The organism is Klebsiella sp. 54 (assembly GCF_018223875.1).
Taxonomy (GTDB): domain Bacteria; phylum Pseudomonadota; class Gammaproteobacteria; order Enterobacterales; family Enterobacteriaceae; genus Klebsiella; species Klebsiella quasipneumoniae.
On the sequence record NZ_JAGRRA010000002.1, the window covers coordinates 1,166,687 to 1,182,036 of the forward strand.

Genomic DNA, 15,350 nt, shown 5'->3' on the forward strand with positions numbered 1-15,350 from the left:
GGGAAGTATGAGCCAGTTTTTTTATATCCATCCGGATAACCCGCAGGCGCGGTTGATTAACCAGGCGGTGGAGATTGTGCGTAAGGGCGGGGTGATCGTATATCCTACCGACTCCGGCTACGCGCTGGGCTGCAAAATTGAAGACAAGGGCGCGATGGAGCGGATCTGCCGCATCCGTCAGCTGCCGGACGGCCACAACTTCACCCTGATGTGCCGCGACCTGTCCGAACTGTCAACCTACGCTTTTGTGGACAACGTGGCGTTTCGCCTGATGAAAAACAATACGCCGGGCAACTACACCTTTATCCTCAAAGGAACGAAAGAGGTACCGCGCCGGCTGCTGCAGGAGAAGCGTAAAACCATTGGTATGCGCGTCCCGTCCAACCCTATCGCTCAGGCGTTGCTTGAGACCTTAGGCGAACCGATGCTCTCTACCTCGCTGATGCTGCCCGGCAGCGACTTTACCGAATCCGACCCGGAAGAGATCAAAGATCGTCTGGAGAAAGTCGTGGACCTCATTATCCACGGCGGTTTCCTGGGGCAGCAGCCGACCACGGTTATCGACCTGACGGAAGATACCCCGGTGGTGCTGCGCGAAGGCGTGGGCGACGTGAGGCCGTTTCTCTGACACTACCTGCCGGGCGGTGCCTCATGCGCCGCCTGGTACCCTCTCTTTTCTCCCCGACGGCACGACCATCATCCACAGCGCCACGCAGACCAGCAGCGCGCCGAGAATTAACCCACTCTCCACAATCTCTCCAAGAAAAAGATAGCCCCACAGCACCGCAAAAGGCGGGATCAAAAAGGTCACGGACAGTGAACGCAGCGGTCCAATATCAGCGATCAGGCGGAAATAGAGGATATACCCTGCCGCCGTGCAGACGACACCCAGCATAAGCATTGCCATCCACGGCAGGCCCTGACCCCAGTCCACAGCCAGCCCATGCCCGCAGGACCAGAGAAAAAAGGGGCATAAAAACAGCGTGGCGCCGATTTGGCTGCCCAACGCGACGCGCTCCGCTTCGAGGCCGCCGCGCTGTTGGATCCAGCGGCGGGTCAGAAAGCCGGCCAGGCCATAGCAGGCGGTGGCGGTCAGACAGGCGCCGACGCCCGGCAGCAGCTGGGCGGCGCCGAGGCCGGTAGTCGGGCGCGCGATCACCGCCACGCCAATAGCGCCCAGCGCCGCGCCAGCGCCTTTGCGCAGGGTCAGCGGTTCCGCAAAGCAGAGTGCGCCAATCAGCACCCCCATCATCGGCGCCGTGGCGTTGAGCGTGGCGGAGTACCCTGCCGGTAGCCATTGCGCGGCAAGGCAGTACATCAGAAAAGGGAGGCCGGAATTGATGACCCCCAGCTTCAGAGTGGCGATGAATTTACCCTCATACCCGCCCCATTTTCCGCGCGCGCCGGCCAGCAACCCTAAAGCGACGGCGGCGAACAGCACGCGCAGAAAGGCGCTGTTTACCGCGCCGAAAGCCGGGGTGGTGATGCGCATAAACAGAAAGCTGGCACCCCAGAGGGCGGCAAGCAGCAGCAGGCGACCACAGTCGATAACACGCATGATTGACTCCTTGTGAACGGTAAGGAAGCTAACTGTAGAGCTCTCGTGCAATGGCCGACAAACGCGTTATGCTTACATGATTAAGTTTTTCTTAACTGAGGTTCCATAGCCATGAAACTCCCGCCGCTGAATGCGTTGCGCTGTTTTGAGGCGGCGGCGCGGCTGCTCAGCCTGAAGCTGGCCGCCAGTGAACTTTGCGTCACACCCAGCGCTGTCAGCCAGCAGATTGCCCGCCTGGAGGAGGCGCTGAATGTCCCGCTATTTATCCGTACCCCCCGACGGTTACAGTTAACGGAGGTGGGGGAGATCTACCTCCGGGCCGTGCAGCCCGCGTTTCATCAGATAGCTGCCGCCACCCGGCGTCTGCAGGTGCCCCCGGGGCCGGAAAAAGTGACTGTCAGTTGTACCAGCGGCTTTGCTATTCAATGGCTGCTGCCGCGGCTGGCTGATTTTGAACGGCGCTATCCACAGATAGAGATCCTGATCGGCACCACCAACCGGCGAGTGGATTTGCTGAGCGAAGAGATCGATTTTGCCGTGCGGCATGGCGTCGGGGGCTGGCCGGAACTGCAGGCTTATCGTCTGCTGGATGACGATCTGATGCCGGTCTGTAGTCCGCAGCTGATTGCTCCGCACCAGACCCTCGCCGATGCCAGCGATCTGCTAGAGTATCCGCTGCTGCACGATGAACATCGTGAGGACTGGGCGCTGTGGTGCGAGGCCGTGGGGCTGGAAGCGCACCGCGCGCGCCGTGGCCCGGTGTTCACTGATTGCAACGGCGTAACGGAGGCGGCATTAGCCGGTATGGGGATGGCTTTACTGCGACGTTCATTCATAGCGCCTGCGCTGACGCAGGGGCGGCTGGTGAATCCTCTGGCGCAGCCCATCGCCTGTCCGCTGGCCTATCATCTGGTTTACCACGAGACCGCGCTGCTGGCCCCTGCCAACCGCTGTTTTCGTGACTGGCTGCTCGCCCAGCGCTCTGCCGTCGCGCAAGAGCAGGCGTAGCGCAGGGAGGCGCTCTCTGTCCGACTAAGACCAACACAGGTGAGGGTAGACAGGAGAATAAGGAAAATCTGTTCCATACTAAAGGCGCGGTGTGGCGAACAGAAGCTTTCCCGGCGAAGTTAGTGTAGTATGTTCGGCCACGAATACGGGCTCGCGGCGAATGTTTTGCGCATGCCGGCGAGACTTTACGTAAAAAGTATATACGTAACAATGAGTTGCTGATACAGGCCTCATTGTTTCATAAAGCATACCAGACGCCTGGGAAGGCGACACCTTAAGGAAGCTCAATGAGCGAGAAACTGCAAAAAGTGCTGGCCCGCGCCGGCCACGGCTCCCGCCGTGAAATTGAAGCGAAAATCGAAGCTGGCCGCGTCAGCGTCGACGGCAAAATCGCCACCCTCGGCGATCGTGTGGAAATTGTCCCTGGTTTAAAAATTCGTATCGATGGCCATCTGATCTCGGTGAAAGAGTCCGCTGAGCAGATCTGCCGCGTGCTGGCGTACTACAAGCCGGAAGGCGAACTGTGCACCCGTAACGATCCGGAAGGGCGCCCGACGGTGTTCGATCGTCTGCCTAAACTGCGCGGCGCGCGCTGGATTGCCGTTGGTCGTCTGGACGTCAACACCTGTGGCCTGTTGCTGTTCACCACCGACGGTGAACTGGCAAACCGCCTGATGCACCCGAGCCGTGAAGTCGAGCGTGAGTACGCCGTTCGCGTTTTCGGCCAGGTAGATGAAGATAAGCTGCGTCAGCTGTCTCGCGGCGTGCAGTTAGAAGATGGCCCGGCGGCGTTTAAAACCATTAAATTCACCGGCGGTGAAGGGATTAACCAGTGGTACAACGTCACCCTGACCGAAGGGCGTAACCGCGAAGTGCGTCGTCTGTGGGAAGCGGTCGGCGTGCAGGTCAGCCGCCTGATCCGCGTGCGCTATGGCGATATTCTGCTGCCGAAAGGCCTGCCGCGCGGCGGCTATACCGAGCTGGACCTGGCGCAGACCAACTACCTGCGCGAACTGGTGGAGCTCACTCCGGAAACCAGCTCTAAGGTCGCCGTTGAAAAAGATCGTCGCCGGTTGAAAGCCAACCAGATCCGCCGGGCGGTGAAACGTCACAGCCAGACCAGCGCTAACCCGCGCCAGGGTAATAACAGCAACCGCCGTTCCAGTACCCGCAATAAGACCAACGGTTAATGTTGCGCGTTCCGGTGGTTTTGCGCCGGAACGCTGACTTCCTTTTGCCGTATCCGGTCCTCAGTAGTCAATCCCCATCTGCGCTTTAATGCCGGCATCAAAGGCATGTTTCACCGGGCGCAGCTCGCTGACGGTATCCGCCATTTCAATAATATCGCGATGACAGCCGCGGCCGGTGATGATCACCGACTGGTGGGCAGGACGCTCACGCAGAGCGCTCAGCACCGCCTCCAGCGGCAGGTAATCGTAGGCCACCATATAGGTCAGCTCGTCCAGCAGCACCAGATCGAGCTGGTCGTCGGCAAGCATACGGCGGGCATGTTCCCAAACCGCCAGACAGGCGGCGGTGTCGCTGTCGCGGTCCTGAGTGTTCCAGGTAAAGCCTGTCGCCATCACCTGAAATTCGACGCCGTGGGGCTCCAGCAGATTACGCTCGCCGTTAGGCCAGGTCCCCTTGATAAACTGGATCACGCCGACTTTTTTGCCGTGGCCGACGGCGCGGGTCGCGGTGCCAAAGGCGGCGGTAGTTTTTCCTTTGCCGTTGCCGGTAAAGACCATCACAATGCCGCGCTCGTCCTGGGCCGCCGCCACCCGGGCATCCACTTTATCTTTCAGCCGCTGCTGGCGTTCGCGGTAGCGTTCATCACTCATTGGGCAATTCCTGGTTTACGCCCCGGTTGGGCGTCGAAGGTCATTCCCGTCTTGCGACGACTGTCGTCGCCCATCAGCCACAGATAGACGGGCATAATGTCAGCGGGGGTTTTCAGTTTCAGCGGATCTTCCGTCGGGAACGCGCTGGCGCGCATGCCGGTGCGGGTGCCGCCGGGGTTGATACAGTTCACCCGCAGGTGGCGGCTTTGGTACTCGTCGGCCAGCACCTGCATCATCCCTTCGGTGGCGAATTTGGAGACGGCATAGGCGCCCCAGTTGGCGCGACCCTGACGACCGACGCTGGATGAGGTAAAGACCAGCGAACCAGATTCGGAACGGAGTAATAAAGGAAGAAGCGCCTGGGTCAGCATAAAGGTGCCATTGACGTTCACCTGCATCACCTGCTGCCAGACCTCCGGTTTCTGTTCATCCATCGGGCAGATGTCGCCGAGCAAGCCAGCATTGTGCAGCACGCCGTCAAGGCGGGGATAGTGGATGCTGATCTGCTGCGCCAGCTGCTGGCAAGCCTGCGGCGTGCAGGTGAGCAGGTCGAGAGTAAACCAGCGGGGAGGAATACCGCCCTCACGCTCAATCTCCTCGGCGACGGCGCGCAGTTTGTCGTCGTTGCGACCCAGCAGGATAACGCTGGCGCTGTAGCGGGCGTAGGTCAGGGCCGCTTCACGACCAATTCCATCGCTGGCCCCGGTGACCAGAATGATGCGATCTTTCAGCAAGTGGCGTTGCGGTTGATAATGCACGGCGACTCCTTTGGCGATCGGCTCTCGATCGCGCTTCATCTTTGGTATCTCACTTTTGCGCTGTTATGCCTGAAAGCGCCCGCCATTGCAATCGGCGAAGCGGAAAGTATTCACAAAATTAATATCTTGCAACGATTTCAGCCTCGCCTAAAAAAACGGAATCCGCTGCGCAGAGGACACAAAGCACAAAGACTTCTCGCCAGGGGCTGATGTACACTGTGAAGCAACGTCAGTGCTTTACACAAGGTGAAAACGTGGAATTACTTGCTCAATATGGCTTATTTTTAGCCAAGATCGCGACCGTTGTCGTCGCTATCGCGGTGATTGCCGCTATTATCGTCAACCTGGCCCATCGCAAGAAACAGCGCGGCGAGCTGCGGGTAACGAATCTTAGCGAGCATTATAAAGAGATGAAGGAATCGCTGGCGGTGGCCCTGCTGGACGGCCCGCAGCAGAAGCAGTGGCATAAGTCGCAGAAGAAAAAGCAAAAACAAGAGGCGAAGGCGGCGAAAGCGCGGGCGAAGCTGGGTAATACCGAGCCGGAAGGCAAGCCGCGCGCCTGGGTGCTGGATTTCAAAGGCAGTATGGATGCTCATGAAGTCACCAGCCTGCGGGAAGAGATCACCGCGGTGCTGGCGGCGGCGAAAGCGCGCGATCAGGTGGTGATTCGTCTGGAAAGCCCCGGCGGGGTGGTGCACGGCTACGGGCTTGCAGCCTCGCAGCTACAGCGCTTGCGCGACAAACAGATCCCGCTGACGGTGGCGGTCGACAAAGTGGCGGCCAGCGGCGGCTATATGATGGCCTGCGTGGCGAACAAAATTGTCTCGGCGCCGTTTGCGATCCTCGGCTCTATTGGCGTGGTGGCGCAGATCCCAAACCTGCACCGTTTCCTGAAGAACAAAGATATTGATATCGAACTGCATACCGCCGGACAGTACAAACGAACGCTCACGATGCTGGGTGAAAACACTGAAGAAGGACGGCGCAAGTTTCGCGAAGACCTTAATGAGACGCACCATTTGTTCAAGGATTTCGTCCAGCGGATGCGCCCGGGCCTTGATATTGAGCAGGTGGCCACTGGCGAGCACTGGTACGGGGTACAGGCGCTGGAAAAAGGGCTGGTGGATGCGGTTGAAACCAGTGATGAGCTGCTGCTGGGACTCATGGAGAGCCACGAGGTGATCGGAGTGCGTTATCAACAGCGTAAGAAAATGCTCGACCGCTTCACCGGTAGCGCGGCGGAGAGCGCCGATCGACTGCTGCTGCGCTGGTGGCAGCGCGGACAGAAGCCGCTGATATAGATGATAAAACGCGAGGCTCTGCCTCGCGTTCTCATTTAGGGCGGTCTTAATCTCCGCCGGTCTTAATCGACCAGGTGATATTTGTCCGACAGCTCATGGGCGAGGTACTTAAACATATTAAATACCGCTGTACTCTTCGGCGTCGGCAGACCCTGCTCATCAAGATAAAACTCACCGCTAAACACCAGGACATTGTTGCGCTGAACGACGTCGGTAGCTTCGATACCGGCTAACGTATCCTCATGTTCGCGAATAAGTTTGTTGGCTTTTTCGAGCAGCGTCTGGCGATCGATTGGTTGGGTTGTACCTTGCATAACGGACTCCTCTTTTTCTCCACGCGTAGTTTACGCCGCGCGGCGGCGCGGGGCAAATTTTCCATGGACAAAACAGGGGTAATCGTAACCAGTGGAGAAACAGCCGTTTACTGGCGTGATTCGCTTTTGCATGCTAATAAAGTTGCGTAACGAATTTTATCAGGTACAGTGTGACGCTTTCGGCGATCTGGCAACAGATTTGCTTGACATTCGGCCAAAAATTCTTCGTGCTATGTCACCTGACGAAAAAAGGTCAGTAAACTCAAGCGCCTGGTTTTACGGAGATGAAACAGGTGTTCTGGGTTGATATTCACCGACGGTGCCGCAACATATGAGGCAGTCGCCAGTGGAGGGTGTATGAATGTGCGATGTATTCCTGGATGAATCAAATTAGGTAAAGGTGAATATGGGTAAAGCTCTCGTTATCGTTGAGTCCCCGGCAAAAGCCAAAACGATCAATAAGTATCTGGGTAATGACTACGTGGTGAAATCCAGCGTCGGTCATATCCGCGATTTGCCGACCAGTGGATCAGCTTCCAAAAAGAGCACCGACTCTACCGCCACCAAAGGGGCTAAAAAGCCTAAAAAGGACGAACGTGGTGCTCTGGTTAACCGCATGGGCGTGGACCCATGGCATGACTGGAATGCGCACTATGAAGTACTTCCGGGTAAAGAAAAGGTAGTTTCAGAACTCAAACAGTTGGCGGAAAAAGCTGACCACATCTATCTCGCAACCGACCTTGACCGCGAAGGGGAAGCCATTGCCTGGCACCTGCGGGAAGTTATCGGCGGCGATGAACAGCGTTACAGCCGCGTGGTGTTCAATGAGATCACCAAAAACGCCATTCGTCAGGCTTTCGAAAAGCCGGGCGAACTGAATATCGATCGGGTTAACGCCCAGCAGGCGCGTCGCTTTATGGACCGCGTGGTGGGTTATATGGTTTCGCCGCTGCTGTGGAAAAAAATCGCCCGTGGTCTTTCTGCCGGGCGCGTACAGTCCGTCGCGGTCCGCCTGGTGGTGGAGCGTGAGCGTGAAATCAAAGCATTCGTCCCGGAAGAGTACTGGGAAGTTGATGCCAGCACCACCACGCCGGGCGGCGACGCGCTGCCGCTGCAGGTGACCCATAAGGACGATAAGCCGTTCCGTCCGGTCAGCCGCGATGAGACCATGGCGGCGGTATCGCTGCTGGAAAAAGCCAGCTACAGCGTACTGGAGCGGGAAGACAAGCCGACCAGCAGCAAGCCGGGCGCGCCGTTCATCACCTCCACCCTGCAGCAGGCGGCCAGCACCCGTCTCGGCTTCGGCGTGAAAAAGACCATGATGATGGCTCAGCGCCTCTATGAGGCGGGGCACATCACCTATATGCGTACCGACTCCACCAACCTGAGTCAGGATGCGCTGAACATGGTTCGCGGCTACATCAGCGACAAGTTTGGTAAAAAATATCTGCCGGAAAGCGCCAATCAGTACGCCAGCAAAGAAAACTCACAAGAAGCACACGAAGCGATTCGTCCGTCTGATGTGAACGTGCTGGCGGAAACGCTGAAAGATATGGAAGCGGATGCGCAGAAGCTGTATCAGCTGATCTGGCGCCAGTTTGTCGCCTGTCAGATGACGCCGGCGCAGTACGACTCCACGACGCTGACCGTGGCGGCGGGTGATTTCAAACTGAAAGCGCGCGGTCGTACCTTACGCTTTGACGGCTGGACCAAAGTGATGCCGGCTCTGCGCAAGGGCGATGAGGACCGGACTCTGCCGCTGGTCAAACAGGGCGACCAGCTGAGCCTGGTCGAGCTGACGCCTGCCCAGCACTTTACCAAACCGCCGGCTCGCTTCAGCGAAGCCTCGCTGGTTAAAGAGCTGGAAAAACGCGGTATCGGTCGTCCGTCCACCTATGCCTCGATTATCTCCACCATTCAGGATCGTGGTTACGTGCGAGTGGAAAACCGTCGTTTCTACGCGGAGAAAATGGGCGAGATCGTCACCGACCGACTGGAAGAGAACTTCCGCGATCTGATGAACTACGACTTCACCGCGCAGATGGAAGATCGTCTCGATCAGGTGGCTAACCACCAGGCCGAGTGGAAAGAGGTGCTGAACCACTTCTTTGGCGATTTTACCGCCCAGCTGGAGACGGCGGAGAAAGATCCGGAAGAGGGCGGCATGCAGCCGAACCCGATGGTGCTCACCAGTATCGACTGTCCGACCTGCGGCCGTAAAATGGGCATCCGTACCGCCAGCACCGGCGTTTTCCTCGGCTGTTCGGGCTATGCCCTGTCGCCGAAAGAGCGCTGCAAAACCACCATTAACCTGGTGCCGGAAAACGAAGTCCTCAACGTGCTGGAAGGCGATGACGCCGAAACTAACGCGCTGCGCGCCAAACGCCGCTGCCAGAAGTGCGGTACGGCGATGGACAGCTACCTTATCGATCCCAAGCGTAAACTGCACGTCTGCGGTAACAACCCGACCTGCGATGGCTATGAGATTGAAGAGGGCGAGTTCCGCATCAAGGGCTATGACGGTCCGGTAGTGGAGTGCGAGAAGTGCGGCTCCGAGATGCACCTGAAGATGGGGCGTTTTGGGAAGTACATGGCTTGTACCAACGACGAGTGTAAGAATACGCGTAAGATCCTGCGCAATGGCGAAGTGGCGCCGCCGAAGGAAGATCCGGTGCCGCTCCCGGAGCTGCCGTGCCAGAAGTCTGACGCCTATTTCGTGCTGCGTGACGGGGCCGCGGGCGTCTTCCTGGCGGCAAACACCTTCCCGAAATCACGGGAAACGCGTGCGCCGCTGGTGGAAGAGCTGTACCGCTTCCGCGACCGTCTGCCGGAAAAACTGCGTTATCTCGCCGATGCGCCGCAGCAGGATCCGGAAGGCAATAAAACGCTGGTGCGCTTTAGCCGTAAAACGAAGCAGCAGTATGTGGCGTCCGAAAAAGAGGGCAAAGCGACCGGCTGGTCAGCCTTCTTTATCGACGGCAAATGGACGGAAGCTAAAAAGTAACTGACCATTATCAGGCAGGAAAAGGGCGCTTTTCCTGCTCTGGCGGCCGGCAGGGGCCATGGATGCCTCTGCCGTGTCGTTTTCCTTTCTCTCCGCGCTTTCCGCCCCCTTATAACCACCTATATTATTTTTCGTTACCGGCTATACACTGTTGGTATAAATGATATAGTGGTTATAGTTAATGCCTTTTTTATTATTAAAACGTCTTATACATCATCGCTTTCAGGATGCGTTGCGGCGCCACTATGGCCAACTGCCGGGAGGCCTGGCCTTCACAGGCGACAAGTTGCCTGAACGTAAAGTGTATTAAGCGGCTTCATTTTACGCGCAAACGGATATCAGCATGAAACTACAACAGCTTCGCTACATCGTTGAGGTGGTTAACCATAACCTGAATGTTTCATCCACCGCCGAAGGGCTTTATACCTCCCAGCCAGGCATCAGTAAGCAGGTGCGTATGCTGGAAGATGAGCTCGGCATCCAGATCTTTGCCCGCAGCGGCAAGCATTTGACTCAGGTGACCCCTGCCGGGCAGGAGATCATCCGTATTGCCCGCGAGGTGTTGTCAAAAGTCGATGCCATCAAATCTGTCGCCGGGGAGCATACCTGGCCGGACAAGGGGTCGCTGTATGTGGCGACCACCCATACCCAGGCGCGCTATGCCTTGCCGGGGGTGATCAAGGGCTTTATTGAACGCTATCCGCGGGTGTCGCTGCATATGCATCAGGGTTCGCCAACCCAGATCGCTGAAGCCGTGTCGAAAGGCAACGCCGACTTCGCTATTGCTACTGAAGCGCTGCATCTGTATGACGATTTGGTGATGCTGCCATGCTATCACTGGAACCGGTCGATCGTGGTGACGCCGGAGCATCCTCTGGCCTCCAGGGGCTCGGTGTCAATAGAAGAGCTGGCGCAGTATCCGCTGGTAACCTATACCTTTGGCTTCACCGGCCGTTCGGAACTGGATACCGCGTTTAACCGTGCGGGCCTGACGCCGCGCATTGTCTTTACCGCCACCGATGCCGATGTCATCAAAACCTATGTTCGCCTGGGACTCGGGGTAGGGGTGATTGCCAGTATGGCGGTGGATCCGGTCTCCGATCCGGACCTGGTGAAGCTGGATGCGAACGGTATCTTCAGCCACAGCACCACTAAAATAGGCTTCCGCCGTAGCACTTTCTTACGAAGCTACATGTATGATTTTATTCAACGTTTTGCACCCCATTTGACCCGGGATGTGGTGGATACCGCGGTGGCCTTGCGGTCGAATGAAGATATTGAAGCGATGTTCAAAGATATAAAACTACCGGAAAAATAACCCTGTAAAAAATAATGGCATTCCCTGTGGGGAGTGCCATTAACTAGCATGGTCTTTATTTAACAACTTAAACCTCGAACCAATCACAAAATTAATAATTTCTCGCAACACGTTTGTCATTATGCCCACCGCGATCAAATAACCGATTAAATATATTCCATCAGACCTAATTTAGCTGGATTAATCTTTTATCCATAATTAAGATTTATCTGTACCTGATGATTTGAGCAATTGGTGGTGACAATATGATAAGTAATCTCGATTACATGAAACTGGCGATGTCATACGAAAATGACAAAACCGAAATCGATCCCGTTCTGCGTAGTCGCGTATGGGGCGTAGTGTTGGTAGGGCTGGCGATGTTCTGGAGTATCATCGCGCTCACCATCTGCAACATCTGGATTGTCAGCTAAAGCTGTAGGTCATCGTTGTAGATACATGTCATTTTTATGACAGTGAAAGGAAACTGTAATATAAAATCAGTGACCGGCAATACAGGGAGAATATATTTTGCCGTGGGATTCATCCAACCTGAAATCAATCACAAGAGCTAATCAGCCAACAGGCAATGATTAGCTCTTTTTTTGTCCTCGTGTACTAATACAATATCGCTTAAACGACTCCTCTGCACTATTTTGGTGCTATTTCCTCTGCGCTCTGATAATTGCCTTTTTATCCCTCTCCGTCCTATCGCATTTAGCAATTTGGGTTGTTATCAAAGTGTTATGCCCAGCATGTGTTATCTTTAATGGAGACCCTGAGGAGAATCGGGGTATGCCATCCCTGAGATAAAGGAGGAGCTATGTCGTCAACCCTACGAGAAGCCAGTAAGGACACGCTGCAGGTCAATGAGAAAACCTGGCATTACTACAGTCTGCCGCTGGCGGAGAAGCAGCTGGGCGATATCAGTCGACTGCCCAAGTCGCTGAAGGTGCTGATGGAGAACCTGTTGCGCTGGCAGGACGGTGACTCGGTAACTGAAGAAGATATTCGTGCCCTTGCCGGTTGGCTGAAAAAGGCCCATGCCGACCGGGAGATCGCCTACCGTCCGGCTCGCGTCCTGATGCAGGACTTTACCGGCGTGCCGGCGGTAGTGGATCTGGCCGCCATGCGCGAGGCGGTGAAACGCCTGGGCGGCGATACCGCGAAGGTGAACCCGCTTTCGCCGGTCGACCTGGTGATCGACCACTCGGTGACCGTCGACCGCTTCGGCGACGACGAGGCCTTCGAAGACAACGTCCGCCTGGAAATGGAGCGGAACCACGAACGCTACGCATTTTTGCGTTGGGGGCAGCAGGCCTTCAGCCGATTCAGCGTGGTGCCGCCGGGCACCGGGATTTGCCACCAGGTCAACCTGGAATATCTCGGACGGGCGGTGTGGAGCGAAGAGGTGAACGGAAAGTGGATGGCGTGGCCGGATACCCTGGTGGGCACCGACTCCCATACCACCATGATTAACGGGCTCGGCGTGCTGGGCTGGGGCGTGGGCGGGATTGAAGCGGAAGCCGCCATGCTCGGCCAGCCGGTGTCGATGCTGATCCCGGACGTGGTCGGCTTTAAGCTCAGCGGCAAATTGCGCGAAGGTATTACCGCTACTGACCTGGTGCTGACGGTCACCCAGATGCTGCGCCAGCACGGCGTGGTCGGAAAATTTGTCGAGTTCTACGGTGACGGTCTGGATACCTTGCCCCTGGCCGATCGCGCCACCATCGCCAATATGGCGCCAGAGTATGGCGCCACCTGCGGTTTCTTCCCGATCGATGACGTGACGCTCAGCTATATGCGTCTCAGCGGACGTAGCGAAGAACAGGTAGCGCTGGTGGAAGCCTATGCCAAAGCGCAGGGCATGTGGCGCTACCCGGGCGATGAGCCGGTCTTTACCAGTACCCTGGCGCTGGATATGGGCAGCGTTGAAGCGAGCCTCGCCGGGCCGAAGCGGCCGCAGGATCGCGTGGCGCTCGGCGATGTGCCGAAAGCCTTTGCGGCCAGCGGTGAGCTGGAGGTTAACCACCTTCAGCGTCAGCGCCAGCCGGTGGCGTATACGCTGAACGGGCATCACTATTCGCTGCCGGATGGCGCGGTGGCCATTGCGGCGATCACCTCCTGTACCAACACCTCCAACCCCAGCGTGCTGATGGCCGCTGGCCTGCTGGCGAAAAAAGCCGTCGAACGCGGCCTGCAGCCGCAGCCGTGGGTGAAAGCTTCCCTGGCCCCAGGCTCGAAAGTGGTGTCGGATTATCTGGCCCATGCCGGCCTGACGCCTTACCTCGACCAGCTCGGCTTCAATCTGGTGGGGTATGGCTGTACCACCTGTATCGGTAACTCCGGTCCGCTGCCGGAACCGATTGAAGAAGCAATCAAAAAAGGCGACCTCACCGTCGGGGCGGTGCTCTCCGGTAACCGTAACTTCGAAGGGCGTATCCACCCGCTGGTGAAAACCAACTGGCTGGCCTCGCCGCCGCTGGTGGTCGCTTACGCGCTGGCGGGAAACATGAACATCGATCTCACCCGTGAGCCGCTGGGGCAGGGCAGCGACGGCGAGCCGGTCTATCTGAAAGATATCTGGCCGAGCGGGGAGGAGATTGCCCGCGCGGTGGAACAGGTCTCCACGGAGATGTTCCGCAAAGAGTACGCGGAAGTATTTTCCGGCACTGAGGAGTGGAGGGCGATCAAGGTGGAGGCGTCAGATACCTACGACTGGCAGGAAGATTCGACCTATATTCGCCTGTCGCCGTTCTTTGACGAGATGGGCGTCGAGCCGCTGCCGGTGGAAGATATTCACGGCGCGCGGATCCTCGCCATGCTGGGCGATTCAGTGACCACTGACCACATTTCGCCGGCAGGAAGCATCAAAGCCGATAGTCCGGCAGGCCGCTATCTGCAGGAGCATGGGGTTGCCCGGCGCGACTTTAACTCCTACGGCTCCCGTCGCGGTAACCATGAGGTGATGATGCGCGGCACCTTCGCCAATATCCGCATCCGCAACGAAATGGTGCCGGGGGTGGAAGGGGGGATGACCCGCCATCTGCCGGACCGCGAACCGGTGGCGATATACGATGCGGCGATGCTGTATAAAGCCGAGGGGATACCGCTGGCGGTGATTGCCGGTAAGGAGTATGGCTCGGGTTCCAGCCGCGACTGGGCGGCGAAGGGGCCGCGCCTGCTGGGGATCCGGGTGGTGATCGCCGAGTCCTTCGAACGTATTCACCGCTCCAATCTGATCGGGATGGGTATTCTGCCGCTGGAGTTCCCGCAGGGCGTCACCCGTAAAACGCTACAGTTGACCGGTGAAGAGCGGATTGATGTCAGTAATCTGCAGTCGCTACAGCCTGGCGCCACGGTGCCGGTGACCCTCACCCGCGCTGACGGCTCGCAGGAGGTGATCGCCTGCCGGTGCCGTATCGACACGGCGACCGAGCTCACCTACTACCGCAACGACGGCATCTTGCACTACGTCATCCGCAATATGCTGTAAAACGAAGGGCCAGCATCGCTGGCCCTCTCTTTACTCTGTCGCCGGTATTATTCCGCCGGCTTGCTGTTGAGCAGGTGGCCCATCTTGGCGGCTTTGGTGTCGAGATAGTGGGCGTTTTTCGGGTTGCGTCCGACGATCAGCGGCACGCGCTCCACAATGTTAATCCCGGCTTCGCTGAGGATTTCCACTTTTTTCGGGTTATTGGTTAACAGTCGCACCTGCTCTACGTTGAGCAGTTTGAACATATCGGCGCACAGGGTGAAGTCGCGCTCATCGGCGGCGAAGCCAAGCTGATGGTTCGCTTCGACAGTGTCATACCCCTGATCCTGCAGCGCGTAGGCGCGGATCTTATTCAATAAACCAATGTTGCGACCTTCCTGACGATGATAGAGCAGGATCCCCCGGCCTTCTTCGGCGATATGCGACAGGGCCGCCTCCAGCTGAAAGCCGCAATCACAGCGCAGGCTAAACAGGGCATCGCCCGTCAGACACTCTGAATGAACGCGGGCGAGCACCGGCGCCTGCCCTGAGATATCGCCGTACACCAGCGCGACATGATCCTGTCCGGTTGCCAGTTCTTCAAAACCCACCATCAGGAAATCGCCCCAGGGGGTTGGCAGTTTGGCTTCTGCCACACGTTTAAGCTGCATGTGATTCTCCAGATTCTGTCAGCACCTGAATGTGCTTTCTGTTTACCGCTATTTTGCCACAACGCCGGGACGTTCTCCTAATCGCGAACGGTTAGCCGCGCGGAAAGCGCACAAACGATCTAC

13 protein-coding genes are annotated in these 15,350 nt (G+C 57.4%); 8 read left to right on the plus strand and 5 right to left on the minus strand.

Going from position 1 to position 15,350, the window contains the following annotated elements:
• Nucleotides 1–7 precede the first annotated feature (7 nt).
• Nucleotides 8–628, plus strand: coding sequence for an L-threonylcarbamoyladenylate synthase (locus KHQ24_RS07295; protein WP_002901738.1), 621 nt, complete (start codon nt 8–10; stop codon nt 626–628).
• 21 nt (nt 629–649) lie between these two features.
• Here the strand turns inward: KHQ24_RS07295 and KHQ24_RS07300 are convergent, their stop codons facing one another.
• Entirely contained in the window at nt 650–1,558 is a 909-nt protein-coding gene (locus tag KHQ24_RS07300; RefSeq protein WP_004203867.1) for a DMT family transporter, read from the minus strand.
• Nucleotides 1,559–1,669: 111 nt separating this feature from the next.
• On the opposite strand from KHQ24_RS07300, the gene gcvA reads away from it, so the two are divergent.
• Entirely contained in the window at nt 1,670–2,566 is an 897-nt protein-coding gene (gene gcvA / locus KHQ24_RS07305) for a transcriptional regulator GcvA (RefSeq protein WP_064177929.1), read from the plus strand.
• A 287-nt stretch (nt 2,567–2,853) separates the two neighbouring features.
• Nucleotides 2,854–3,756 (plus strand): 23S rRNA pseudouridine(2605) synthase RluB, encoded by a 903-nt coding sequence (gene rluB / locus KHQ24_RS07310; protein WP_004203870.1) that lies wholly within the window; start codon nt 2,854–2,856, stop codon nt 3,754–3,756.
• Between the two features lie 60 nt (nt 3,757–3,816).
• Here the strand turns inward: rluB and cobO are convergent, their stop codons facing one another.
• Complete coding sequence (gene cobO / locus KHQ24_RS07315; RefSeq protein ID WP_004203871.1) at nt 3,817–4,407, minus strand: cob(I)yrinic acid a,c-diamide adenosyltransferase; 591 nt, start codon at nt 4,405–4,407, stop codon at nt 3,817–3,819.
• On the minus strand, nt 4,404–5,165 hold the full coding sequence (locus tag KHQ24_RS07320; RefSeq protein WP_004203872.1) for a YciK family oxidoreductase: 762 nt from the start codon (nt 5,163–5,165) through the stop codon (nt 4,404–4,406). Before KHQ24_RS07320 ends, cobO begins: the two co-directional genes overlap by 4 nt.
• 254 nt (nt 5,166–5,419) lie before the next feature.
• Between KHQ24_RS07320 and sohB the strand changes: the two genes are divergently transcribed.
• Nucleotides 5,420–6,466: a protease SohB gene (gene sohB / locus KHQ24_RS07325; protein WP_032455874.1), complete on the plus strand. Its 1,047-nt coding sequence runs from the start codon at nt 5,420–5,422 to the stop codon at nt 6,464–6,466.
• Nucleotides 6,467–6,528: 62 nt separating this feature from the next.
• Here the strand turns inward: sohB and KHQ24_RS07330 are convergent, their stop codons facing one another.
• The gene (locus KHQ24_RS07330; RefSeq protein WP_002901761.1) at nt 6,529–6,780 is read right to left on the minus strand and encodes a YciN family protein; all 252 of its coding nucleotides are present in this window, start codon (nt 6,778–6,780) and stop codon (nt 6,529–6,531) included.
• A gap of 406 nt (nt 6,781–7,186) precedes the next feature.
• Between KHQ24_RS07330 and topA the strand changes: the two genes are divergently transcribed.
• From topA to acnA, 4 genes are all read left to right on the plus strand, one after another.
• On the plus strand, nt 7,187–9,784 hold the full coding sequence (gene topA, locus KHQ24_RS07335) for a type I DNA topoisomerase (RefSeq protein ID WP_211777196.1): 2,598 nt from the start codon (nt 7,187–7,189) through the stop codon (nt 9,782–9,784).
• 343 nt (nt 9,785–10,127) lie between these two features.
• Nucleotides 10,128–11,102, plus strand: a complete 975-nt coding sequence (cysB, locus tag KHQ24_RS07340; protein ID WP_004203875.1) for an HTH-type transcriptional regulator CysB — start codon at nt 10,128–10,130, stop codon at nt 11,100–11,102.
• Nucleotides 11,103–11,347: 245 nt separating this feature from the next.
• Nucleotides 11,348–11,515, plus strand: coding sequence for a YmiA family putative membrane protein (locus KHQ24_RS07345; RefSeq protein ID WP_017898677.1), 168 nt, complete (start codon nt 11,348–11,350; stop codon nt 11,513–11,515).
• A gap of 389 nt (nt 11,516–11,904) precedes the next feature.
• Nucleotides 11,905–14,577 carry an aconitate hydratase AcnA gene (acnA, locus tag KHQ24_RS07350; protein WP_048323907.1) on the plus strand — a complete coding sequence of 891 codons (2,673 nt, stop codon included), beginning with the start codon at nt 11,905–11,907 and terminating at the stop codon, nt 14,575–14,577.
• 47 nt (nt 14,578–14,624) lie between these two features.
• Here acnA and ribA read toward each other — a convergent pair whose 3' ends face one another.
• Nucleotides 14,625–15,227 carry a GTP cyclohydrolase II gene (gene ribA / locus KHQ24_RS07355; RefSeq protein WP_004203877.1) on the minus strand — a complete coding sequence of 201 codons (603 nt, stop codon included), beginning with the start codon at nt 15,225–15,227 and terminating at the stop codon, nt 14,625–14,627.
• Nucleotides 15,228–15,350: the final 123 nt, after the last annotated feature.